Origin of the sequence: Phycicoccus sp. Soil803, from assembly GCF_001429685.1 — a bacterium.
Lineage (GTDB): Bacteria > Actinomycetota > Actinomycetes > Actinomycetales > Dermatophilaceae > Pedococcus.
Map to the genome: position 1 here is coordinate 3606923 of NZ_LMST01000001.1, position 21856 is coordinate 3628778.

General features: G+C 71.0%; 20 protein-coding genes. 10 read left to right on the forward strand and 10 right to left on the reverse strand.

Features of this window, described 5'->3' with window-relative positions:
- The first annotated feature begins 11 nt into the window (after positions 1-11).
- The 4 genes from paaD to ASG95_RS16800 are packed head-to-tail and all read left to right on the forward strand — an operon-like array spanning position 12 to position 3755.
- The gene (gene paaD / locus ASG95_RS16785) at positions 12-524 is read left to right on the forward strand and encodes a 1,2-phenylacetyl-CoA epoxidase subunit PaaD (RefSeq protein WP_235543980.1); all 513 of its coding nucleotides are present in this window, start codon (positions 12-14) and stop codon (positions 522-524) included.
- Positions 525-527: 3 nt separating this feature from the next.
- Positions 528-1628 (forward strand): 1,2-phenylacetyl-CoA epoxidase subunit PaaE, encoded by a 1101-nt coding sequence (paaE, locus tag ASG95_RS16790; RefSeq protein ID WP_082592736.1) that lies wholly within the window; start codon positions 528-530, stop codon positions 1626-1628.
- Between the two features lie 44 nt (positions 1629-1672).
- Positions 1673-2851, forward strand: a complete 1179-nt coding sequence (locus tag ASG95_RS16795) for an acetyl-CoA C-acyltransferase (RefSeq protein ID WP_057378168.1) — start codon at positions 1673-1675, stop codon at positions 2849-2851.
- Positions 2852-2897: 46 nt separating this feature from the next.
- Positions 2898-3755 (forward strand): 3-hydroxyacyl-CoA dehydrogenase family protein, encoded by an 858-nt coding sequence (locus ASG95_RS16800; protein ID WP_057378169.1) that lies wholly within the window; start codon positions 2898-2900, stop codon positions 3753-3755.
- Here the strand turns inward: ASG95_RS16800 and ASG95_RS16805 are convergent.
- Positions 3743-4378: a TetR/AcrR family transcriptional regulator gene (locus tag ASG95_RS16805; RefSeq protein WP_057378170.1), complete on the reverse strand. Its 636-nt coding sequence runs from the start codon at positions 4376-4378 to the stop codon at positions 3743-3745. The two genes, ASG95_RS16800 and ASG95_RS16805, sit on opposite strands and share 13 nt — an antisense overlap.
- Before the next feature lie 88 nt (positions 4379-4466).
- Here ASG95_RS16805 and ASG95_RS16810 point away from each other — a divergent pair, with 88 nt between their 5' ends.
- Positions 4467-4934, forward strand: a complete 468-nt coding sequence (locus tag ASG95_RS16810) for an SRPBCC family protein (protein ID WP_057378171.1) — start codon at positions 4467-4469, stop codon at positions 4932-4934.
- A 17-nt stretch (positions 4935-4951) separates the two neighbouring features.
- Here ASG95_RS16810 and ASG95_RS16815 read toward each other — a convergent pair whose 3' ends face one another.
- From ASG95_RS16815 to ASG95_RS16825, 3 genes are all read right to left on the reverse strand, one after another.
- Entirely contained in the window at positions 4952-5935 is a 984-nt protein-coding gene (locus ASG95_RS16815; RefSeq protein WP_057378172.1) for an NAD(P)H-binding protein, read from the reverse strand.
- A 56-nt stretch (positions 5936-5991) separates the two neighbouring features.
- Positions 5992-6390, reverse strand: a complete 399-nt coding sequence (locus ASG95_RS16820) for a hypothetical protein (RefSeq protein WP_157582199.1) — start codon at positions 6388-6390, stop codon at positions 5992-5994.
- A gap of 151 nt (positions 6391-6541) precedes the next feature.
- Entirely contained in the window at positions 6542-7894 is a 1353-nt protein-coding gene (locus ASG95_RS16825; RefSeq protein WP_057378174.1) for an Ig-like domain-containing protein, read from the reverse strand.
- A 427-nt stretch (positions 7895-8321) separates the two neighbouring features.
- On the opposite strand from ASG95_RS16825, the gene ASG95_RS21470 reads away from it, so the two are divergent.
- From ASG95_RS21470 to ASG95_RS16845, 4 genes are all read left to right on the forward strand, one after another.
- The gene (locus ASG95_RS21470) at positions 8322-8873 is read left to right on the forward strand and encodes a hypothetical protein (protein WP_057378175.1); all 552 of its coding nucleotides are present in this window, start codon (positions 8322-8324) and stop codon (positions 8871-8873) included.
- The gene (locus ASG95_RS16835) at positions 8870-10474 is read left to right on the forward strand and encodes an RNA polymerase sigma factor (protein WP_057378176.1); all 1605 of its coding nucleotides are present in this window, start codon (positions 8870-8872) and stop codon (positions 10472-10474) included. Before ASG95_RS21470 ends, ASG95_RS16835 begins: the two co-directional genes overlap by 4 nt.
- A 195-nt stretch (positions 10475-10669) precedes the next feature.
- Positions 10670-12424 (forward strand): hypothetical protein, encoded by a 1755-nt coding sequence (locus ASG95_RS16840; RefSeq protein ID WP_057378177.1) that lies wholly within the window; start codon positions 10670-10672, stop codon positions 12422-12424.
- A 123-nt stretch (positions 12425-12547) separates the two neighbouring features.
- On the forward strand, positions 12548-12925 hold the full coding sequence (locus tag ASG95_RS16845) for a VOC family protein (RefSeq protein ID WP_056924054.1): 378 nt from the start codon (positions 12548-12550) through the stop codon (positions 12923-12925).
- Between the two features lie 22 nt (positions 12926-12947).
- Here ASG95_RS16845 and ptsP read toward each other — a convergent pair whose 3' ends face one another.
- The 4 genes from ptsP to ASG95_RS16865 are packed head-to-tail and all read right to left on the reverse strand — an operon-like array spanning position 12948 to position 18029.
- A complete protein-coding gene (ptsP, locus tag ASG95_RS16850; protein ID WP_082592744.1) occupies positions 12948-15503 on the reverse strand; it encodes a phosphoenolpyruvate--protein phosphotransferase in 2556 nt (851 codons plus the stop codon).
- Positions 15504-15557: 54 nt separating this feature from the next.
- Positions 15558-16184 carry a dihydroxyacetone kinase subunit DhaL gene (gene dhaL / locus ASG95_RS16855; protein ID WP_369820389.1) on the reverse strand — a complete coding sequence of 209 codons (627 nt, stop codon included), beginning with the start codon at positions 16182-16184 and terminating at the stop codon, positions 15558-15560.
- 14 nt (positions 16185-16198) lie between these two features.
- Positions 16199-17200, reverse strand: a complete 1002-nt coding sequence (dhaK, locus tag ASG95_RS16860; protein ID WP_056924056.1) for a dihydroxyacetone kinase subunit DhaK — start codon at positions 17198-17200, stop codon at positions 16199-16201.
- Positions 17201-17237: 37 nt separating this feature from the next.
- Entirely contained in the window at positions 17238-18029 is a 792-nt protein-coding gene (locus ASG95_RS16865; protein ID WP_082592746.1) for an MIP/aquaporin family protein, read from the reverse strand.
- Positions 18030-18156: 127 nt separating this feature from the next.
- Between ASG95_RS16865 and ASG95_RS16870 the strand changes: the two genes are divergently transcribed.
- Positions 18157-18930: an IclR family transcriptional regulator gene (locus ASG95_RS16870; protein WP_056924057.1), complete on the forward strand. Its 774-nt coding sequence runs from the start codon at positions 18157-18159 to the stop codon at positions 18928-18930.
- A 26-nt stretch (positions 18931-18956) separates the two neighbouring features.
- Here ASG95_RS16870 and ASG95_RS16875 read toward each other — a convergent pair whose 3' ends face one another.
- Both ASG95_RS16875 and gabT read right to left on the reverse strand, forming a co-directional pair.
- On the reverse strand, positions 18957-20420 hold the full coding sequence (locus tag ASG95_RS16875; RefSeq protein WP_057378178.1) for an NAD-dependent succinate-semialdehyde dehydrogenase: 1464 nt from the start codon (positions 20418-20420) through the stop codon (positions 18957-18959).
- Between the two features lie 30 nt (positions 20421-20450).
- Positions 20451-21791, reverse strand: coding sequence for a 4-aminobutyrate--2-oxoglutarate transaminase (gene gabT, locus ASG95_RS16880; protein WP_056924059.1), 1341 nt, complete (start codon positions 21789-21791; stop codon positions 20451-20453).
- Positions 21792-21856: the final 65 nt, after the last annotated feature.

Consider the following 21856-nt stretch of genomic DNA (forward strand, 5'->3'; position numbering starts at 1 on the left):
ATGAACCCGGCGTGTTCACATCGAACCAGGAGCTGCGCGAGCGGGCCCTTGCGCTCGCTCGGACGGTCACCGACCCCGAGATGCCGATGCTCACCCTCGACGACCTCGGCGTGCTCCGCTCGGTGGAGGTCTCCGAGACCGGCGCGGTGACAGTCGCGATCACGCCGACCTACACGGGCTGCCCCGCCATGGCCACGATGAGGGACGACCTCGTGCGGGTGCTCGGCGAGGCCGGGCTCGCCGCGACGGTGCGGGTCTCGCTGTCGCCCGCCTGGTCGAGCGACTGGATCACCGAACGTGGACGCCAGGCGCTGGCCGACCACGGCCTCTCGGCGCCCGGTCGCGTGCCGGCCCGCTCGGGGCCCGTCGCGCTGTCCCTGCTGCCCACCCGCCGCGAGCTGCACTGCCCCCGCTGCGGCTCGGACGCCGTCGAGCTGACCTCGGAGTTCGGCCCCACCGCCTGCAAGGCGCTCTACCGCTGCACGAGCTGCCTCGAGCCGTTCGAGCACGTCAAGGAGATCTAGGTCGTGACCGCCTCCACCGGCTCCCTGCTGCTCCCGAAGAAGACCCGGACCACCCCCGTCTTCCACACCCTCACCGTGCACTCCGTGGAGCAGCTCACTGACGACGCCGTCGCGGTGAGCTTCGACGTCCCGGCCGAGCTCGCCGCGGCATACGACTTCGCTGCAGGGCAGTCGCTCACGCTGCGGCGCCGCATCGACGGCGAGGAGCACCGCCGCACCTACTCGATCTGCGCCGCCGTCGGTGAGCGACCGCGGATCGGGGTCCGCGAGATCCCGGACGGCCTCTTCTCGCACTGGCTGGTCCACGAGGTCACCCCCGGCACCGAGATCGAGGTGCAGACGCCGTCGGGCAGCTTCCGGGCCGATCCCGCGACCGGAGGCCGGCACCTGTGCATCGCGGCCGGCTCCGGGATCACGCCGATGCTGTCGATCGCCACGACCATGCTCTCGAACCCCGAGTCCGAGGTGACCCTCATCTACGGCAACCGCACCACGGGGTCGGTGATGTTCGCCGAGGAGCTGGCCGACCTCAAGAACCGGTACGGCTCGCGCCTGCAGCTGATCCACGTGCTGTCCCGCGAGCCTCGCGACGTCGAGCTCTTCTCCGGCCGGATCGATGCCGAGCGACTGCGTCGGCTGCTCGACCTCCTCGTGCCGGTGCAGGACGTCGACGACGTGTGGCTGTGCGGGCCGTTCGCGATGATCGGTGCGGCCCGCGAGGTGCTGGCCGAGGTCGGCGTCGCCGAGGAGCACATCCACTTCGAGCTCTTCTACGTCGACGAGCCGCCGCCGGAGCTGCACCGCGCCGACGCCGTGGTCGAGGGCGAGACCAGCGACGTCACCGTCGTCCTCGACGGGTCGAGCTCCACCGCCCCCATGCCGCGCAGCCAGTCGATCCTCGATGCGGCCCAGGCCACCCGCACGGACCTGCCGTTCGCCTGCAAGGGCGGGGTCTGCGGCACCTGCCGCGCCCTCGTCCGCGATGGTGCGGTCGACATGCGCCGCAACTACGCGCTCGAGAAGGGTGAGGTCGAGCAGGGCTTCGTCCTCACCTGTCAGTCCTACCCCGTCAGCGACGCCGTCACCGTCGACTTCGACGCCTGACCTTCGCCGAGCTCCAGGAGGCCCGCATTTCCAGCAAGCAGAGCGTGACCGAGGCGTTCATCGTCGACGGAGTGCGCACCCCGATCGGCCGGTATGCCGGTGGGCTGGCTTCGGTGCGCCCGGACGACCTCGCCGCCCTCGTCGTGCGCGAGGTGGTGGCCCGGTCCGGCATCGACCCCGAGCTGGTCGACGAGGTGGTCCTCGGCGCGGCCAACCAGGCCGGCGAGGACAACCGCAACGTCGCCCGGATGGCCCTCCTCCTGGCCGGGCTCCCCCAGTCGGTGCCCGGCTTCACGGTGAACCGGCTCTGCGCCTCGGGCCTGACCGCCATCGCCACGGCCCGCCAGATGATCGCCGCGGGGGACGCCGACGTCGTCATCGCCGGTGGGGTCGAGTCGATGACCCGCGCGCCGTGGGTGACCGAGAAGCCGACCAAGGCGTTCGCCCGCCCGGGCGCGACCTTCGACACCTCGATCGGGTGGCGGTTCACCAACCCGCGCTTCGACGCCGACACCACGCTGACCATGCCGCAGACCGCGGAACGCGTTGCGCAGCAGTGGAACCTGACCCGCGACGAGCTCGACGCGTTCGCCCTGCGCTCCCACGAACGCGCGCTCGACGCGATCAAGAACGGCCGGTTCGAGGCCGAGACCGTCGCGGTGCCGCTGCGGGACGGCGAGTTCGCCGTCGACGAGGGACCGCGCGCGGACACCAGCCTCGAACGGCTGGCCGCGCTGCGCCCGCTGCACGGTCCTGACGGGCTGGTCACGGCCGGCAACTCCAGCGCCCTCAACGACGGTGCAGCGGCCGTCGTGGTGGCGAGCGAGCGGTTCATCGAGCAGCACGGCCTCACCCCGCGGGCGCGCGTCGTCGCGGCGGCCAGCGCCGGCGTGGCTCCCGAGGTGATGGGCATCGGCCCGGTCCCCGCGACGCGCAAGGCCCTGGCCCGCGTCGGGTGGACCGTCGACGACCTCGACGCCGTCGAGCTCAACGAGGCCTTTGCCTCCCAGTCCATCGCCTGCGTGCGCGACCTGGGGCTCGACCCCGACCTGGTCAACGCCGACGGTGGCGCGATCGCCCTCGGCCACCCCCTCGGCTGCTCCGGCACCCGCATCGTCGTCACCCTGCTCGGACGGCTCGAGCGCGCCGGTGCCCACCGCGGCTTGGCAACGATGTGCGTGGGTGTCGGTCAGGGCAGCGCCCTCCTGCTCGAACGCCCTTGACCCGCAACGCTTTTCGACCAGCCTGAGCCTTCCGAACGGAGCACCCATGACCGACTCCACCGTGCTGCCCACGCGGGTCCTCGTCTACGGCGGGGGGCGGATGGGCGCAGGGATCGCGCACGCCTTCCTCGCGGCCGGGTCCTCGGTCCACGTCATCGAGAGCGACACCGAGTCCGCCCGGGCCGCCCTCGAGCGGGTGGCGGGAAGCCTGCGCAAGGCGGCCGACAAGGGCGCGCTGGCCGAGGACCTCGAGGTCATCCTGGGTCGCGTCCGGGTGAGCGCCGGGCCACACCCCGACTACGGCGACGCGCAGCTGGCCATCGAGGCCGTTCCAGAGGACCTCGAGCTCAAGCAGACCGTGTTCCAGCGTCTCGAACAGGAGCTGCCCGGGGCAGTCCTGGCTACCAACACCAGCTCGCTGTCGATCGACGCGATCGCCGACGGGCTGCAGGCTCCGGAGCGCGTCATCGGGCTGCACTTCTTCAACCCGGTCCCCTCCAGTGACCTCCTGGAGGTGGTCGTCGGGAGCCGGACCGCGCCCGAGCTCGTCGAGCAGGCGCGTCGCTGGGCCGCATCGCTCGGCAAGACGGCCATCGTCGTCAAGGACTCACCCGGGTTCGCGAGCAGCCGCCTGGGTGTCGCCATCGCGCTGGAGGCGGTGCGGATGGTGCAGGAGGGCGTCGCGTCGGCGGAGGACATCGACACCGCGATGACGCTCGGCTACCGACACCCCATCGGTCCACTGCGCACCACCGACATCGTCGGTCTCGACGTGCGGCTGGCCATCGCGGAGCACCTCGCCCGCGAGCTGGGCCCGCGGTTCGAGCCGCCGCAGCTGTTGCGCGACAAGGTGGCCGCCGGCGAGCTGGGTCGCAAGACCGGGCGAGGCTTCTACGACTGGTGAGGCAGGTCGAGCGCCAGGCCGTCGAACACGATGGTTGTGATCGCCTCGGAGAGCTGCTGGCCCTCGACGCCACCACCGGCGCGGTGCCACTCGACGAGTGAGTTGACCATGCCGAACAGCAGCCGGCTGACCAGGGCCGGCGGCACGTCGGTGCGCAGCGACCCCTCGTCGATGGCCTCCTTGACGAGCGCGGCCAGCCGCGCGTCGATCTCGCGGCGGCGCCGCAGCGCGGCCCGCTCCACCTCACTGTTGCCGCGCACGCGCAGGAGCAGCGTGACCGCTGGCTGGTGTTCGACCAGCACCTCGACACTGCGGTGCACCGCCTGCCGCAGTCGGGCGTATGCCGTGCGACCGGCCGCGTCGTCGCTGGCCTCCTCGATGACGCGGGTCAGCCCGTCGAGGGCCTCGTCGAGAGCGAGGGACAGCAGGTGGGTCTTGCTCGGGACGTGGTGGTAGATCGCCGACTTGCTGAACCCGAGCTCCCGGGCCAGGTCACCCATGCTGGTGCCGTCGTAACCCTGCTCGTTGAAGAGCTCGATCGCCCTGCGCAGGACCGTCTCCTGGTCGTAGCCGGGCCGCCCGCGCCGCGGTGAGCCAGAGGTCGCAGGTGCTGGTTCGCTCACGTCGGCCAGACTCTCACAGCCACACCGGGGTCGATCGCCGTCCAAGGGGCGCCGCGCGGGTGGGATGGCCATGGACCAGACTCGGGACATGGCTGTCTTCTCCTCATCCAAGCGCTCGACCGCTGTCGTGCCGCACCCGCGCGACGCGGTCTGGGCGGTGCTGAGCGACGCGAAGCTGGTGGCGCGACTGACTCCGATGGTGCGGTCGATCGAGGACCACGGCAGCACCTGGCTCTGGAAGCTCGCGCCGGTCGAGGTGCTCGGCAAGAGCATCGGGCTCTCGTTCACCGAGCGGATGGAGTTCACCCCGAAGGAACGGATCGTCTACACCCACGAGCCGAAGGGCGCCGAGCGGGCCGGGGTCGAGGGCACCTACCAGCTGGCCGACAGCGGCACCGGGACCCGACTCACGATCGAGCTCGGAGTCGAGGTCGACCTGCCGTTCCCCAAGCTGGCCAAACCCGCCGTCCAAGCGTCCATGCACGCCGTCATCGCCGCCATGGGAGTCGGGTTCGCCCGCAACCTCGAGCGTGAGCTGGCTCGTCGGGAGCGCTGACCTCGGCCGCCCCCGCGTCAGCCTGACAGCGATCCGGTCCAGGCCGCATCGGAGCTCAGTGGGCCGAGGATGTCGCGACCAGGGTCCGGGACCGCGGCGTCGGGGACCGCGAGCGCCCGGTCGATCGCCTCGGCGACCGGCGTGAGGGCATGGCCCCGGGGTATCAGCTGGACCATCAAGTCGGGTCGGCCGCAGACCATGTCGTGGTGCAGGCTCTCGACCAGCGACTGCACGGTGGAGGCCGGGGCGCGGGTGAGCGCGGGCGCCAGCCGGGACACCAGCGCCGTCGGCAGGCCAGGCACCCGCACCTGCACCCGGCGCAGACCGGCGCGGTCGGCGTAGAGCCGCAGCAACGCGGCATACGGCATCCGCTCGCCGCTGCCCAGGTCGAACGCGCGGCTCACAGCCGGTGCGGTGAGGGCGCCGACGAGGGCGGCGACCACGTCCGTGACGGCGACGGGTTCGACCCGGCTGTCCATCCAGCGCGGCAGCACCTGGACCGGCAGCCGTTCGCTCAGCTGGCGCATGATCTCGAACGAGGTCGAGCCGCTGCCGACCACCATCGCCGCGCGGAGAGCCAGGGTAGGGACGCCCGAGTCGGTGAGCACCTGTTCGACCTCGAGCCGCGACCTCAGGTGCGGGGACAGGTCGCCGTCCGCGACGGCCGGGACCAGGCCGCCGAGGTAGACGATCCGGCCGAGTCCGGCGCGCACCGCGGCATGCGCCGCGTTGTAGGCGCCCTCGCGGTCGCTGGTCGGGAAGTCGTCGCCCCCGAGCCCATGGACGAGGTAGTAGAGCGCCTCGGCGCCGGCCACGGCCGACCGCACCGTGGGGCGGTCGAGGACGTCGACCTCGACCACCTCCACCCGGTAGACCCACCAGAACCGCTCGGCGGCTGCCGCCCTGGTGAAGGTGGCCGTCACCTGGTGGCCGGCCGCGAGCAGGGCCGGCACGAGACGGCTGCCGACGTAGCCGCCCGCACCCATGACGACGACTCGCACCAACGACTCCCGGGGTTCGGCTGTGGCCGCCGGCGGCACCCACGAATGCCTCGAACCTACCTCGCGGGTGCGGCGACCTCCCCACTCACCTGAGCCGCCGGGTCCGGCACCGTCACGGAGGACCACACGACGGACCGCAGTGCCAGCATGCGGGCCTGGGTCACCCTGGCTCGGACCGCGGCGACCTCCTCACGGGTGACCGGGCCGACCGCCTCGGTGTGCTGCCAGCCCGGCCCGTGGACCGTCACGGTGAGCTGCACCCTGCCGGTCGCCCCGGCACCGGTCGGGGTGCGTCGCCACACCCTGCGCCGCGGGGATGCCTGCTCCTTCAGGGTCCACCGCACGTCGTTCACCGGCGCGCTGCCGGCCGGGGTGAGCACGGTGCGACTGGTCGCCGAGACCGCACCGATCCTCAGGATGAGTCGTTCCGTTCCACGCGCCTGCACTGCTTCCACGGGCTCTGCTCCTCATTGACGAGGCCGGGTGGCGACCCCGGCGCCTGCACGAGCGCCGACACGTGGCGCCTCCCCCTCAAGGAGTGCTCATGGCGGTGGTCGTGACGCGACACCGGGATTCGCGACCGTCGTCCTCGCTCGCCGGCGACGCCTAGTGACCTCGGCTGCGTCGGCCGAGCCCGGTGAGCAGGATGCCCGACCCCAGCAGGACCGCCGCGACCCCCGCGAGCTGCACCGCGTCGAAGCCGGTGAAGGCCAGCGCGGTGTCGTCCATGAGGCCCTGGCCCAGGGCTCCGCCGGTGGTGCCGCTCCCGGTGGTGACGACCACGCCGCCGGTCGTGACCGGCGGGGTGACGGTGCCCGTCCCCGTGGCGGTCGTGCTGGGCGAGGTCGTGGGCGAGGTCGTGGACGAGGTCGTGGACGAACTGGTGGGTGAGGTCGTGGACGACGGCGACGTCGTGGTCGTGGACGTGGTCGTGGAGGTGGACGTGGTCGTGGTGGGGGACGGCGTGCCCTCTCCGTCACCGCCCGCGTCGCTGTGGCGGACCGTGTCGTGGACCGGCGTCGTGCGACCGTCCATGGTCACTGAGCCGTCGTTGCCGTAGGTCGCGAGTGACGGGTCGACGACATCCGCCCGGACCCACAGCTCGGCGTACTCCCCTGCCGGGACGTCCGACCACGTGACCGAGAGCGCGTGGGTCGTGCACGAGATCTCGGGGACGTACTGCGCGTCGTCCCGGGGTGTGGTGACGTTGCCGTCGGCGTCGAGGACCTTGCCGATCGTCGCCGTGAGCGAGCCGCAGTCGAGCGCCAGACCGGGGCCGGGCGCGTCGGTGATGGTCACGTCGCTGACCGCCAGGGTCGTGGCGGGCGTGCGGATCACCGACTGGGTCGTGGTCTGGCTGGTGTCGTCCCACCACATGTACTTGCTGGCCTCGGTCCGGTCGACGGCGCAGTCGTGGGTGCAGGGGCCGACCGTGGGCAGGTCGACCCGGACCACCTGGTCACCGACCTGGAAGTCCAGGTGGACGGTCTCGTCGGTGGTCTCGGCGCTGTACCGGGTCGAGAAGTGACAGGTCCCGTGCAGGTCGACGGGATGGGTGCGGACGTAGTCCGTCAGGGTGAACACCACGAGGCCGTCGGCGCCGGCATGGGCGTGGGCCACCGGCTGGCCGTCCGGCGCAGTGAGGTCGAAGTCCGCCGAGCCGAACCACCGCAGCTGCGGCGGCAGCTGGAGGCTGAAGGTGTCGCCGGGCGACGACCCGTCCGGGACGGCCCAGGTGCAGGCGAGATCGACCCGGTCCCACTGAGTCGTGTTCGTTGCGGTCGTCGTGATCGAGGTGATGGCGCCGTCGATCGTGGCCGCCCTAGCCGCCCCTGCCCCCAGCAGCGTCGCGCCGGCCACCACCAGGCAGGCGGCCAGGGCTGCGAGCCATCGGCCGACTCCCGGCAGCCGGATCAGCGTCGTCCCAGGTCCTGCGTGTCCGACGTCAGCGTTCGTCATGTATCCCACCCCGGCGAGAAGTTCGTGTCCGTCACAGTTCGATCCATCCAGGCAGCCGCGAGCGGCCCCTTCTGACCGAGACGCGGTCGTCCTCGATGTGTGACGTGGGTGGCCGGACACCGGCATGCGGCCCCGGAGGTCATCGGCAGCGAGCGGCTCACGCGTCACGGAACGGCCGCGGCATGGTCTCAGCGGCGGGGACGAGATGAGGGGTGGTGAGGGCCTTGGCGCTGGGTGGCGCCCGATGCCGAGGCCCTCACGCGAGGGAGCTGCGTCACCAAAGGTGCCGCAGTTAGTCCTCCAGTTGAAGCCGCGTCCTCCAGCCGAAGGCGTGACCCGGGGGGCCGGTGTCGGCCGACCTGACCCGCGTGCCCCTCGTCCAGTCGACCCGCGCACGTCGACCACCGACCGAAAGGGGGACCTCGGAATGACATCGACAGGCAGCAGCTTTCCCGAACCCGCCGACTGCCCGGAGCCGGACGGGGCCGGCGGGATCGGCAGGTGGACGTTCGGCCTCGAGGCCGAGGAGGTCGAGCGACCCCACGTCGTCGTGACCCTCGACACCCGCACCGGAGGCGCGACCTTCTCCGGCCCCTACCGCACCGCCATCGGCGCCCTCTGCGCGGCGGATGTGGAGTACCAGGTGGACCGGGACCAGGGTGGTCGGGGCGAGCTCACCTTCCACGTCGCAGCCCTGCACGCTCCGATCAGCGACGCCGAGCAGGACGTGCTCTTCGACGGGGAGGGCGACGCCCTCACCCGTGGCCACGGGCCACGACCGCTGGCGCAGGTCCTGGCGTTGTTTGCCACGGTGGCGCAGCGCACCATCCGACGCCGACCGCTCCTCACGGCGGGCAGCATCGCCGTCACTGCGGCGGCCCGCGCCTCCAGCGCAGGCGACGGCTGGATGCGGCGTGGGCGCACTCCGCGCCACCGCCATCTCGGGCGCGACCACCTCCTCGGACGCGGGGCCCGGTGAGCGCAGACCCGCTGGCCACCGACCTGGACCTCGTCGAACGGGCTCGCGACGGGTCCCAGGAAGCCGTCGTCGAGCTCTGGGTGCGGCACTACCCGGCTGCCCTCGCGGCCGCGCGCAGGAGCTCCCGCCAACCGCGCGACGCGGAGGAGCTCGCCTCCGACGCCTTCTCCAACATGCTGGGCGCCTTCGCGTCCGGGGGCGGTCCCACGGGGTCCGTGCGCGCCTACCTGCTCACCTCGGTGCGCAACCTCGCGGTCACCCGCTCGCGCCGCGCGTCGTCCTCCGAGGTCCTCAGCGACGACGTCGCCGTCTTCGAGGACGGCTCGCGCGGACCGGTCGACCCGATGGCCCGCCAGACCGAGGTCTCGATGATGCGCCAGGCCTTCGCCGCGCTGCCTCGCCGCTGGCAGGTCATCCTGTGGCGCACGGCGGTCGACCATGACCGCAACATCGAGATCGGCCAGGACCTGGGCATCTCCCCGAACGCCGTCGCCGCCCTCGCCAAGCGAGCCAGGCGGGGGCTGCGGCAGGCCTACCTCCAGACCCACCTGAGCACCAACGGCCTGGAGCCCGGCTGCGAGCCCTTCGTGCGCCGGCTCCCGATGCTGGCCGTCGACGGGTCCGTCGCCCCCGACGACCTGGCCCGCCACCTGTCGACCTGCCCCACCTGTCCTGGTCGGCTCGCCGAGCTGCAACGCGTGGAGCAGCAGCTGGGCTCGATGCTGGGGCCAGCGGTGCTGCTGACGGCACCGGGGTTCCTGACCCACGCGATGGCGACGACGGCAGGCGCGTCCGTCGCGGGCGCATCCGCAGCGGCCGGAGGGGGTGGGGCAGCCGCGTCCAGCGTCGTGGGTGGGACCGGGGCAGCCGCGCCGACGGCCGCCGGCGGGTCGGGGGCAACCACCACGACCTCGTCCCTGGTCGCCAAGCTGAGCGTCGGCAAGGTCGTCGCCACTGCCGTGGGCGCCGCGGCGGCGGTCTCGGCCGGCTTGCTGATCCTGCCCGACGACCCGCCCCCCAGTCCGCCCTCCGCGCAGATGACCCCGACCACGACGCCGCCGATCCCGTCGACGGATCCCCCGAGCCCCTCCCCGACCGAGACGGCGGCCCCGACCACGACCCGCGAGACCAGCGCGCCGCGGACCACGACCCCTCCGCCGCCCAAGCCATCGCCGAGCGCCCCGGCGCCGTCGCGTCCTGCCGCGACCACGCCGTCATCCCCTTCGCCGACCCCGACCCGCAGCCCATCGACGACCGTGGCCACCACGCAGCTGCAGGTCTGGATGAGGATCTCTGGACCGGCCGACGCGACGTCGATCGAGGTGGACGCGCAGGCCCAGGGCACGACCGGAGCCGTCAGGCTCACCCTGCGGGTGCCGTCCGGCGTCGTCCTTCGCCGTGCGTCGGGCGACTGGGGCTCCTGCGAGCAGAGCGGTGACCTGATCTCGTGCACCGCCGGGTCGGCATCCGGGCGCTGGTCCGGGATCATCGTCACGCGCTGGGACGACGACGCCTCGGGCCGGGTCACGGCGGAGGTCGACGCCACCTACCGCAACGGCGGCCGCGTCAACGCCTCGGCCTCCGCCAGCTGGCCGCCGTAGGACCTCGAGCAACTTCGTTCCCTCGAGCCGGTGCCGGCTGGACGCCTGGCCGGTGCAGGGTTTCAGCGATTGGTCGGACCCTCATCGGGATGGGTTCAGCGGCCGTTCGGGCCAGAGCTACGCAGTTTGCTAGAGGTACGGGTCACCCATCAGCGGGAGGATGCGCTGTGCAGGATGGATCAGGAGGGATCCTCGATGAACGCCACTCCGAACTTCGTCCGTCGCCAGCTGTGGCTGTTGGTGCCCGCTGCGCTCGTCACCGCCATGCTGTCGCCCGCCGGGGCGACACAGGCTGCGACGCCGAAATCGCCGGACAAGCTGAAGCCGAAGTTCACGACGGCCGCGGCCTTCGACGTGTCGCCGTCAGTTCGTGAGCTGGCCAAGGCAGCCAAGCACGGCACAGCGCGGCCCGACGTGGTGGGCCGAGACCCGAACCTGAGGTCGGGCGTCTCCCGTGCAGGCGCGGCCGACGGGGCGCTGCAGTCCGACGCCTCGCCCAGCGCCCTCGCCATCCCCGGCACCCTGGCCAACTTCGAGGGCCTGAGCAACCAGGACAACTTCACCGTCCTGGGCGGCCGGGTCAACCCACCCGATCCCAACGGTGAGGTCGGGCCGAACCACTACGTGGAAATGGTCAACCTCGTCTTCGCGGTGTACTCCAAGAACGGCACGCGGTTGCTCGGACCCGTGGAGACCGGCACGTTGTGGAACAACTTCGCGATCGACGAGTGCACCGAGCCGTCCGGTGACCCGGTGGTCATCTACGACCAGGTGGCCGACCGCTGGATCCTCACGCAGTTCACCACGCGCGGGATCGACTACCCGGACGAGCCGCTCAACCTGTTCTACAACTGCGTCGCCGTCTCGACGAGCCCTGACCCGACCGGCTCGTACTACCGCTACGCGTTCACCACCGGGTACAACTTCCCCGACTACCCCAAGTACGGCATGTGGAAGGACTCGTACCTCATCACCACCCGCGAGTTCGGCATTCTCGACCCGAGCATCTACGGCATCGGCGTCTACGGGCTCGAGCGCAACAAGATGATCCTGGGCGACCCAGCCGCGCGTGCGGTGAGCTTCCTGATGACCGACAGTGCCGTGCCGCTCAACCTGATCGGCGACGGGCTGCTGCCACCGGACGTGGACGGAAAGACCAAGCCCAGGAACGAAGCCCCCGCCCCGATCGTGGGGACCCAGGACGACAACGCCCCCTATGGAGCGACCTTCGACGCGCTCAACATCTGGGAGTTCGACGCCAAGTGGCGCTCGACCCCGACGGCGTCGATGGTCCTCAAGACTCAGCTGCCGGTCGCGTCGTTCGACTCGGACTTCCCGTGTGTCGGTGGCTTCGGCTCCAGGGACTGCCTCCCCCAGCCGGGCATCACGAACCCGGCGCAGTACCTCGACATCCTGTCCTACCGACAGCGGCCCTCCTTCCGGCTGGCCTACCGCAACCTCGGCACCTCCGAGTCCCTGCTGACGAACCAGTCGGTCGAGGCCGCTCCGGGTGTGGCCGGGGTGCGCTGGTACGAGATCCGGCGCACCAACGGCGTCTACAGCGTGCGCCAGCAGGGCACCTACGCGCCAGCTGACGGTGTCCATCGGTGGATGGGAAGCATCGCCGCCGACAAGAAGGGCAACTTCGGCCTCGGCTACAGCGTGGTCAACGGCACCGACGTGTTCCCGGGCATCCGCTACACCGGGCGGTTGGCGGCTGACCCGCTCGGCCAGATGCCCCTGGGCGAAGGCACCATCATCAACGGGACGGCAGCCCAGACCACGGCCAACTCGCGCTGGGGCGACTACACCGACCTGACCGTGGACCCCGTGGACGACTGCACGTTCTGGTACGTCAACGAGTACTACACCGTGGCCAGCGCGGCGTCGGCACCCAACGGAAACGGGTGGACCACCCGGATCGCCAGCTTCAGGCTGCCCGGCTGTTGACCCGCCTGGACCCGGGCGCCCCCGCTCCGCGCTGGGAAGCTCGCCAGGCGGCATACCTCCGTCGGGTGGTGACAGAGGGCGTAACCATCAGGCGCTCTGAGCGCCGAAAGAGGAGGTTGGGAAATGTTCGAAACACTACGTGCGACGCCGACCATCGCGGTGTCAGACCTCGAGAGGGCCAAGAAGTTCTACGGCGAGACGTTGGGCCTGCAGGTCAAGGACGAGCGGGCCGATGGGGTCCGGTACGAGGCGGGTGGCGGATCGCTGGTGCTCGTCTATCCCTCCCAGTTCGCCGGAACTGCCCAGAGCACCTACATGGGCTTCGACGTGGACGACGTCGAGAAGGCGGTGGGTGAGCTCCGCGAGCGCGGGGTGGTCTTCGAGGAGTACGACATGCCGGGCTTGAAGACAGTGGACGGCATCGCCGAGATCGAGGGCGTGAAGGGCGCCTGGTTCAAGGATCCCGACGGCAACATCCTGTCGATCGGCCAGGAGACCTGACACCGCCCGGCCCGACCTCCGGTCACCCCGTCGCGACACCACTCCCGGTCCGCGTTCCTGACTCCGCGTCGCCCTGCGTCTCTGCCATCGTGGCGAGGACGAGCTTGCGGACGTCGGTGGCGCCGGGCAGCGTCAGCGCCTGCCCCGCCAAGGACGCGCAGTGCTCGACGTCGAGCTGACGGATGGCCGCCTTGACCCTGGCGACCGCGGGAGGCGAGACGCTGAGCTCTCGCACGCCGAGCCCGACGAGAATCGGGATGGCCAGCTCGTCGGAAGCGGCCTCGCCACAGACAGCCACGTCGACCCGACCACTCGCTGCTCGACAGACGTGGTCGATCAAGCGGAGCACGCCCGGGTCGAGAGCGTCCGAGAGTGCGGCGACGGCGCCGTTTCCGCGTTCGGCCGCAAGGGTGTACTGGGTCAGGTCGTTGGTGCCGATGCTCACGAAGTCGACGTAAGGCAGGAGAGCCTCGATCTTGAGCGCGGCCGAGGGGACTTCGATCATGGTGCCGATGTGCAGACCCGCCGGAAGGCCCGACGATCCGGCAGCTTCGACGAGGACCTGTCGCGCCTCGATCAGCTCGTCGGGTGTCGACACCATCGGGAGCATGATGCTGGTCGGCGAGTGCCGCGCCGTGTGGCAGATGGCGGCCATCTGGTCGCGCAGCAGGTCCCGGTTCCTCAGGCTCAGCCGGATGCCGCGCTGGCCGAGGAACGGGTTGGCCTCGGGGGGCATGGGCAGGTACGGCAGTGGCTTGTCGCCGCCCACGTCGAGGGTTCGCAGGGTGATCCGCCGACCCTCCATGGCCTCGGCGATGGAGTCGTACTGATCCTGTTGTTCGTTGATGTCGGGAGCTGCGGTCCGGTCGAGGAAGAGGAACTCCGTGCGCACCAGTCCGGCGCCGTCCGCCCCGGCCGCGAGCGCGGCACGCGCGTCGCTCACCGATCCCAGGTTGGCCGCCACGAGGATGCGGGTGCCGTCACGAGACACCGCGGGGTGGTCGGCGAGGGCGACCTGGCGAACGCGTTGCTCCGCGGCCTCGGCGGCGCGGCTCTGGTACTCCTCGATCAGCTCGGGCGCGGGATCGAGGTGCAGCGCACCGGTGGCCCCGTCCAAGAGGATCGTCCTGCCTTCGGGGATGCCCAGCACCTCGGGGCCGGCCGCGACCACGACCGGGATGTCGCGGGCCCGCGCCAGGATGGCCGCGTGCGAGGTCGGACTCCCCTGGGCGAGGACCACTCCGGTCACCAGCGCGAGGTCCAGGCCTGCGGTCTCGGCGGGCGTGAGGTCGCTGGCAACCAGCACACCCTCTCCCGTCATCCGGCGGGCCGGTTGACCGGTCAGAGCCTGCAGCACCTGTTCTCCGACCGCGCGGACGTCGGCGGCCCGCTCCCTGAGGTAGGGGTCGGGAAGCTCGGCCCACTGACGTTCGACCTCGGCGAGTGAGCCGGCCCAGGCTGCCACCGCGCCGGTGCCAGGGCGAATGCGCGCCTTGACGTCGCCCAGCAGCTCGGTGTCGGTGAGGAGGGACAGGTGCGCGTCGAAGATGCTGGCCTGGTCGGGCCCGAGCTCGCGCTCTGTGAGGACCCGGACGTGCTCGATCTCCCGACGCACGGCCGCCACCGACGCCAGGACCCGCCGCCACTCCTGAGCCGGCTCTCCTGCGGGGTGGAGGGCGGGATCGACCGGCTCGGCAGCCAGTCGGCGGACCGGGCCGACCGCGATTCCCGGGGACGCGGCAAGCGGCCCGCTGCGGCTGGGGGTGGGTCGCGGCGGAGCGGGTGGGGCGGAGACCTGCTCGGGGGGTTCGTCGAACCGTCGCTTGGCGAGCGCGAGGACGTGCTCGACGGCCTCCTGGGCCTGCGGCCCGGTGGCGCGGACCTCGACCTCGTGCCCGTGCAGAGCCGTGAGCGTCGCGACTCGGCTCAGGCTGGCGGCGGGGACGGGTCCGGCGCCGGTGGTGAGGTTGCGCAGCTGGACGGACGCATCGAGGGCGCGGACCTCGCTGACGAGTCGGGCGGCCGGTCGGGCGTGCAGACCGTGCGGGTTGGCCACCGGAAACACTCCGACGATGGCTGCCTGCGCCTGGTCCTCCGGCTCGGGCGCGACTCCGGGCTCCGGGGTCGACAGGTGGGCGGCCTTGCCCATCACCGCGTTGCGGGCCTCGGCCGCGACCTCTTCCCTGCTGGCGCCACCCGCGGCGGCGACGGCGGCCACGATGAGGCCTTCGACCAGGGGGGCCGGCGACAGCGTGACCCGATCGCGGATGGAGGAGTCCTGGAGGAGGTCGAGCGCGAGCTCGGCACTGAGCACGGCGCTCCCGAGGTCCATGAGGACCACGACGCCCGCTGGGCTGTCCGCCCGTTCGATCGCCTGCATGATGCTGACCGCGTCGGTACCGAAGGTCGTGTCGTCCAGACCAGCCGCTACTTCGATCGTCAGTGGGCGGCCATGGAGCATCTCCCCTGCCAGCGTCACGGCGGCCAGGGCGAGTGCGCGGCTGTGGGAGACCACGATCAGCCCGACCCGGCGCTCGGCATCCGTTGCCGGCGCGTTGGCCGATGTGCTCTCGGTCATGTCACTGCCTCCGCTGCTGGTCGTGCTGACGTGGGTGGTGGATCGGGGGCTGGCTCAGGAGGCTGCATCTGCTGCAGCGTCCAGCAGCAGCGCCACGCTCGCCGCCCCGGGATCCTGATGGCCCACGCTGCGTTCGCCGAGGTAGCTGGCTCGCCCTTTGCGCGCCAGCATGGGCGTCGTGGCGTCACGACCCGCCGCGGCGGCATCCCGGGCGGCCTTGAGCCCGGTGGCCAGGGTGGCCTGGTCCGTCAGCGCTGCTTCCAGCGCTTCGACGGCAGGCGCGAGGGCGTCATACATCGTCTTGTCACCGGGGGCGGCCTTGCCTCGATCGACGATGCCCCCGAGCCCGGCTCGCAGCGCCGCTGCGACATCGCCTGCCGAGACCGTTTCGGCGGTGGCCCCCAGCGAGCCCCCCATCCTCATGAAGAAGGTCCCGAACAGGGGCCCGCTGGCCCCACCCACCGTCGAGACCAACGTCATCCCCACCTTGGTCAGGAGCGCGCCGGCCGTCGGCGGCCGGCTCTCATCGAGCGCGGCCACGGCGGCCTTCATGCCCCGGTCCATGTTCGACCCGTGGTCGGCATCGCCGATCGCCGCGTCGAGCTCGGTCAGGTGCTCGCGGTTGGCGGCGATGAGGTCCGCGAACCCGCGCACCCATTGCTCGAAGACCGCCGTGGTCACGTTCTCGCTCATCCTCAGATGCCCCATCTCAGTGCAGCAGTGTTGACAGGAGCGTCCCAGAGGGAGAGCAGCTCGTCATCGACCCTGAGCAGGGTGATCGACACGCCGGCCATGTCGAGCGAGGTGATGTACGAGCCGACGAGCGACCGAGCGATGGGCACGCCGCGCCCGCCGAGGATCTTCTGGACCTCGTTGAAGACCACGTAGAGCTCGATGAGCGGAGTGCCGCCGAGACCGTTGACGAACGCGATGACGGGGTTGCCCCTGGTGAACGGCAGGTCGGAGAGAATCGGCTCGACCAGGAGCGAAGCGATCTCGCTCGCCGGGGCGAGCGGCAACCGCGCGCGGCCCGGTTCTCCGTGGATGCCGACACCGAGCTCCATCTCGTCGTCGCCCAGGTCGAAGGTCGGGTGGCCTGCAGCCGGCACCGTGCACGAGGTGAGGGCCAGGCCCATGCTCCGGCCGTTCTCGTTGACCGTCCTGGCGACCTGGGCGACCTCGTCGAGGTCGCGCCCCTGCTCTGCGGCCGCCCCCGCGATCTTCTCGAGGAGGACGGTGACGCCGACTCCGCGTCGCCCTGCCGTCCAGGTGCTGTCCTGGACCGCCACGTCGTCGTCGGTGACCACCGACACGATGCGGGCACCGGTCTCTGCCGCCGCCATCTCAGCGGCCATCTCGAAGTTCATCACGTCGCCGGTGTAGTTCTTGACGACGTGCAGGATCCCTGCGCCTCCGTCCACCAGCTTGGTCGCGGCCAGGATCTGCCCGGGGACCGGAGAGGTGAAGATCTCGCCGGCACACGCTGCGTCGAGCATGCCCAGGCCGACGAATCCACCGTGGAGCGGTTCGTGTCCGGACCCTCCTCCGGAGATGAGGCCCACCTTGCCTCGCTTCGGGGCGTCACCGCGGTAGATGACCTTGCTCTCGTGGTCGACCCGCAGTTCGGGGTGAGCGGCTTCGATGCCACGCAGTGCCTCCACGACGACGTCGTTCGGGTCGTTGATCAACTTCTTCATCAGAGTCTCTTTTCGCAGTCAACGGGTTCGGGACGCGTCAGACGGTGCTGGTCTGGCGGGAGATGGCGGCCTGGGGGTCCGGGTCACCGAGGTCCAGGCCGGGAGCCGCGACGGCGCGGTCAGCCGGGGTGCGGGTGAGCAGGCCGTAGAGGAGGGCGGCGACGACTCCAGCGAGGAGCTCGGCCGCCAGGTAGACCGGCAGCTGGTGCCACTTCACCTCGCCACCCGCGAGCTGCTGGACGAGCATGGGACCAACGGTACGAGCCGGGTTGATGGATGCGCCCGTGGCCGGAGCGACGGGGATGATGGCGGCGAAGACGACCAGGCCGATGGCGACGCCGGCGAACCCCGCGGCGGCCTTGCGATGGATGACGCCGAAGATGGTGAACACGAGGATGAAGGTGCCCACGAACTCGGCCGTGAAGGCCTGCAGCCAGCTGATGTCGCCGTAGGCGGCAACTCCCAGGCCCACGTCGCTCGCTTGGTGTCCGAGGACCCCGATGATCGCGGCCGCCCCGACGATCGCACCGACGACCTGGGCTCCGAGGTAGGCCGGCACCTGGGCCCACGGGAACTTGCCCGACACGGCCAGGCCCAGGGTGACCGCCGGGTTGATGTGGTTGCCGCCCACGTGCCCCAAGGCGTAGACGGTGGCCACGACCACGGTGCCGAACGCCAGGGAGATGACGCCCAGGTCGGCCATGGTGAACGGCGCCTTGCCGTTGACGATGAGGGTGGCGGGGACCGACCCCACGCCGATGAACACCAGGAAAGCCGTTCCGATGACCTCAGCGCCCAAACGCTGGAGGAGATTGGTCTCGTCAAGCATCGCCCTTGCCCCTTTGCAAGTTGTCTGAATTTCATTCGATATTGTCGAACGTGATTTGGAGGCTACCCCTATGATTCACTGGGAGGCAAGAGTTTTCGTGAAGTAGGTCACAGCGGAGAGGACAAACGTGATCCAATCGGTCGATCGCGCCATCCGGGTGCTCAGCGCGCTTCAGGGCGCGCGGCGGATGAGCCTGTCCGAGCTGGCCGCGCGCCTCGAGCTGGCACCCTCGACCACTCACGGGATCGTCCGCAGCCTGGTCGAGCACGGGATGGTGGTGCAGGAGCGCGGCTCGAGCCGGTACCAGCTCGGCCCCGCCGTCCTGCGGCTCGGCAACGTCTACCTCGACACGCTGGAACTGCGGTCCAAGGCCATTCCCTGGGCCGAGGATCTCGCCCGGCGCACGGGTCTTGCCGTGCGCACCGGGGTGCTGCTCGTCGACGACGTCGTGATCATCCACCACGAGCCGCGCCCGGATGGCAGTCGCCAGATGCCGGAGGTGGGCATCGTCATCCCGGCCCATGCGAGCGCCCTCGGCAAGGCTCTGCTCGCCTTCCTCCCTGACGATGAGAAGCGAGTGCTCACCTCGGCAGAGCTGCGCAGCATGACCGGCGAGACGATCACCTCCGCCGACCAGCTGCGCGAGCAGCTGGAGGTGATCCGGTCGACCGGCATCGCCCTCGAGCAGGACGAGGCCGTGCTCGGTGAGAGCTCGCTGGCCAGCCCCGTCTTCGACTCGTACGGAGAGGCCGTGGGGGCCGTGGGGGTCGTGATCCCCTCAGACGGCGACGTGGCCCGCCACGAGGCGCGCGACCTGGTTCGCGACACCGCGCGATCCGTGTCGCGCGAGCTGGGCGCCCAGGCGTGGCCCCCTCGCCCCGATGGCCAGAACCTCCGGTGATCGCCGTTGCGCCGCCACCAGGGGTCTCACGCGATTCCCACGTAGGTCGTCTCGAGGTACTCCTCGATGCCTTCGAGCCCGCCCTCGCGCCCGAACCCAGAGGCCTTCATCCCGCCGAAGGGCGCGGCGGGGTTGGACACGATGCCCTGGTTGACCCCGACCATGCCGACCTCCAGCTGCTCTGCGAGCCGTAGCACTCTCGAGAGGTCGCGGCTGAAGACGTAGGCCGCCAGCCCGTACTCGGTGTCGTTGGCTCGCGAGATGGCCTCGTCCTCGGTGTCGAAGGTCGCGATGGCCGCCACCGGGCCGAAGATCTCCTCACGCAGGAGCCGAGCGTCGGCAGGCACGTCGGTGAGGACGGTGGGTGCGTAGAAATGGCCCGTCTCCCCCACTGGCTTGCCCCCGCAGGCAACCCGGGCGCCGCGCAGGACGGCGTCGTCCACGAGCTCTTCGACCTTCGCCTGCGCCGGCGCGTCGATCAGCGGCCCGACGTCGACGCCGGCCTCGGTGCCGCGCCCGATGGACAGCTGCTCCATCCGCGCCGTCAGGCGGGTGGCGAACTGGTCAGCCACACCTGACTGCACGAGGAACCGGTTGGCTGCCGTGCACGCCTCCCCCATGTTGCGCATCTTGGCCAGCATCGCGCCGTCCACTGCTGCGTCGAGGTCGGCATCGTCGAACACGATGAACGGGGCGTTGCCGCCCAGCTCCATGGAGACCCGCAGCAGCTGGGTGGCCGACTGCTCGACGAGCGTGCGGCCGACAGGCGTCGACCCGGTGAAGGTGAGCTTGCGGGCCCGCGGGTCCCGGATGAGCGGCTCCATCACCGCAGCGGTCCGGGTCGTGGTGATGACGTTGAGCACCCCGGCCGGGAGCCCGACCTCGTCGAGCAGGGCGGCCAGGGCGAGCATCGACAGCGGTGTCTGCGTCGCGGGCTTGACCACCATGGTGCAGCCGGCGGCGATGGCAGGGCCGATCTTGCGGGTCCCCATCGCGAGCGGGAAGTTCCACGGCGTGACCATCAGGGTGGGTCCGACCGGCTTCTTCATGGTGAGCAGTCGCGTGGCGCCGTTGGGCGCGGTCATCCACCGCCCCGAGATGCGCACCGCCTCCTCGGAGAACCACCGGAAGAACTCGGCGCCGTAGGCCACCTCTCCCCGCGCCTCGGCCAGCGGCTTGCCCATCTCGAGGGTCATCAGCGTGGCGAAGTCCTCGGCCCGCTCGGTGAGCAGCTCGTATGCCGCCAGCAGCAGCTCCCCGCGCTCGCGCGGCGCCGTGGCGGCCCAGCTCGCTTGCGCCGCCGAGGCGGCGGCGAGGGCGTCGCCTCCGTCGGTCACGGTGGCGTCAGCGACGCTGGCGAAGGCCAGACCCGTGGAGGGGTCCTCCACCGGTACTCGCGCGCCGTCAGACGCTTCGCACCAGGCGCCGTTGATGAACAGGCCGGTGGGAACAGCTGCAACGAGCGCCTGCTCGGCGGGTGACAGTGTCATGTGGTGAATCTCCCTGTGCTGCAGCGGTTGTCAGGCGTGGGCCGCGAAGGCCTGCTCGAGGATGTCGAGCCCTTCGTGAAGCAGCTCGTCGGAGATGGCCAGCGGCGGCAGGAAGCGCAGCACGTTGCCGAAGGTCCCTGCGGTGAGGGTGACCAGACCCTGCTGGTGACACGCCGCGTTGATCCGAGCGGTGAGACCGGGGTTGGGGGTGTCGTCCCCGCCGCCGGTGACCAGCTCGACCGCGAGCATGGCGCCGCGGCCGCGGACCTCCCCGACGACGTCGAACTTCTCGGCGAGCTGACGGAGCCGTTCCGTGAACAGCGCACCCACCTGGCGGGCACGACCACACAGGTCCTCCGCCTCCATGGTCTCGATGGCGCCGAGCGCCGCGGCGCAGGCCACCGGGTTGCCTCCGTAGGTGCCACCCAGCCCGCCCGCGTGGACGGCGTCCATCATCTCGGCGCGGCCGGTCACGGCAGCCAGGGGCAGGCCGCCCGCGATCCCCTTCGCCGTCGTGATGAGGTCCGGGACCACACCCTCGTGGTGGCAGGCGAACCAGTCACCCGTGCGGCAGAAGCCGGTCTGGATCTCGTCGGCGATGAACACGATGTCGTGCTCGCGGCACCAGTCGGCCACCCGGCGCAACCAGCCCTCTGGGGGCACGATGAAACCGCCCTCCCCCTGGATCGGCTCGATGATCACGGCCGCGACGTTGTCCTCGCCCACCTGGGCGTGCACCTGCGACGTGAAGGCCTCGAAGGCCTCGTCTGCCACCCGGGTGCGATCGCCCGCCCAACGGTAGGGATAGGCCATCGGGACCCGGTAGACCTCGGAGGCGAACGGCCCGAACCCGTGCTTGTAGGGCATGTTCTTCGCGGTCAGGGCCATGGTGAGGTTGGTCCGCCCGTGGTAGGCGTGGTCGAAGGCCACGATGGCCGTGCGGCCGGTGAACACCCGCGCGATCTTCACGGCGTTCTCGACTGCCTCGGCACCGGAGTTGAACAGTGCCGACCGCTTCTCGTGCGTCCCCGGCGTGAGGGCAGCGAGCTTCTCGCAGACCGCGAGGTACTCCTCGTACGGCGTCACCATGAAGCAGGTGTGGGTGAACTCCTCCACCTGCCTCTGCACGCGCTCGACGACCCGCGGCGCCGAGCTGCCCACGGTGGTCACCGCGATACCCGAGCCGAAGTCGATGAGGTGGTTGCCGTCGACGTCGACCAGCACTCCCCCCGCAGCCCGCTCGATGTAGACCGGCAGACCCGTCCCGACCCCAGCGGCGACGGTCGCCACCTTGCGCTCCTGCAGGGCCTGCGAACGCGGACCCGGGATGGCAGTGACGAGGCGACGACGCTGCTCGACGGCTACAGACATGGGATCTCCTTGGGGGCCAGCGGAAAGACGCAGGTGTTACGGGTGGTCACCGCCCAGCCTCGGGC

What these genes read in the sequence shown, in the direction of transcription:
- ASG95_RS16825 (WP_057378174.1), bottom strand. Translation starts at nt 7,894, where the DNA reads ATGACGAACGCTGACGTCGGACACGCAGGACCTGGGACGACGCTGATC.
- ASG95_RS21470 (WP_057378175.1), top strand. Translation starts at nt 8,322, where the DNA reads ATGACATCGACAGGCAGCAGCTTTCCCGAACCCGCCGACTGCCCGGAG.
- ASG95_RS16875 (WP_057378178.1), bottom strand. Translation starts at nt 20,420, where the DNA reads ATGACACTGTCACCCGCCGAGCAGGCGCTCGTTGCAGCTGTTCCCACC.
- ASG95_RS16845 (WP_056924054.1), top strand. Translation starts at nt 12,548, where the DNA reads ATGTTCGAAACACTACGTGCGACGCCGACCATCGCGGTGTCAGACCTC.
- gabT (WP_056924059.1), bottom strand. Translation starts at nt 21,791, where the DNA reads ATGTCTGTAGCCGTCGAGCAGCGTCGTCGCCTCGTCACTGCCATCCCG.
- ptsP (WP_082592744.1), bottom strand. Translation starts at nt 15,503, where the DNA reads ATGACCGAGAGCACATCGGCCAACGCGCCGGCAACGGATGCCGAGCGC.
- ASG95_RS16810 (WP_057378171.1), top strand. Translation starts at nt 4,467, where the DNA reads ATGGCTGTCTTCTCCTCATCCAAGCGCTCGACCGCTGTCGTGCCGCAC.
- ASG95_RS16865 (WP_082592746.1), bottom strand. Translation starts at nt 18,029, where the DNA reads ATGCTTGACGAGACCAATCTCCTCCAGCGTTTGGGCGCTGAGGTCATC.
- ASG95_RS16840 (WP_057378177.1), top strand. Translation starts at nt 10,670, where the DNA reads ATGAACGCCACTCCGAACTTCGTCCGTCGCCAGCTGTGGCTGTTGGTG.
- ASG95_RS16800 (WP_057378169.1), top strand. Translation starts at nt 2,898, where the DNA reads ATGACCGACTCCACCGTGCTGCCCACGCGGGTCCTCGTCTACGGCGGG.
- dhaK (WP_056924056.1), bottom strand. Translation starts at nt 17,200, where the DNA reads ATGAAGAAGTTGATCAACGACCCGAACGACGTCGTCGTGGAGGCACTG.